This window comes from Vogesella mureinivorans (assembly GCF_007644035.1).
Classification (GTDB): Bacteria; Pseudomonadota; Gammaproteobacteria; order Burkholderiales; family Chromobacteriaceae; genus Vogesella; species Vogesella mureinivorans.
Map to the genome: position 1 here is coordinate 1 of NZ_VMTV02000965.1, position 321 is coordinate 321.

Here is a 321-nt window from a genome sequence, read left to right on the forward strand (position 1 = left end):
CCGATCGCGAAATCCTTGCCGCTGACCTTGCGCATCGCCGACATGGATGCCCGCGTGCCGTCGGCAAAAATAAAGGTCTCGTGGCGGAAGCGACCGGCCCATTCATACACATCTTGAAACAGATGCTTATGCAGCGCCTGCAAATGGGCCGTGTCGAATGTCTGCTCCGGGCCGTGCCCTTCGTAGAGCTCGATCAACCGCTGGGCGAGCTTAGGGTGCTCCCGTTGTTCGAGATGGTCGTGGTTTGTGGCTCCGAGCTTGTTCTTTAAGGTCAGCCCGTCCGGTAGTGTGAACGACATCAACGCGATGCGAGTATCGCGT

General features: G+C 58.3%; 1 pseudogene. It reads right to left on the reverse strand.

Annotated features, from left to right (window positions below):
• Window positions 1-321: pseudogene (locus FLQ44_RS21360) on the reverse strand (adenosine monophosphate-protein transferase); the annotation flags it as partial.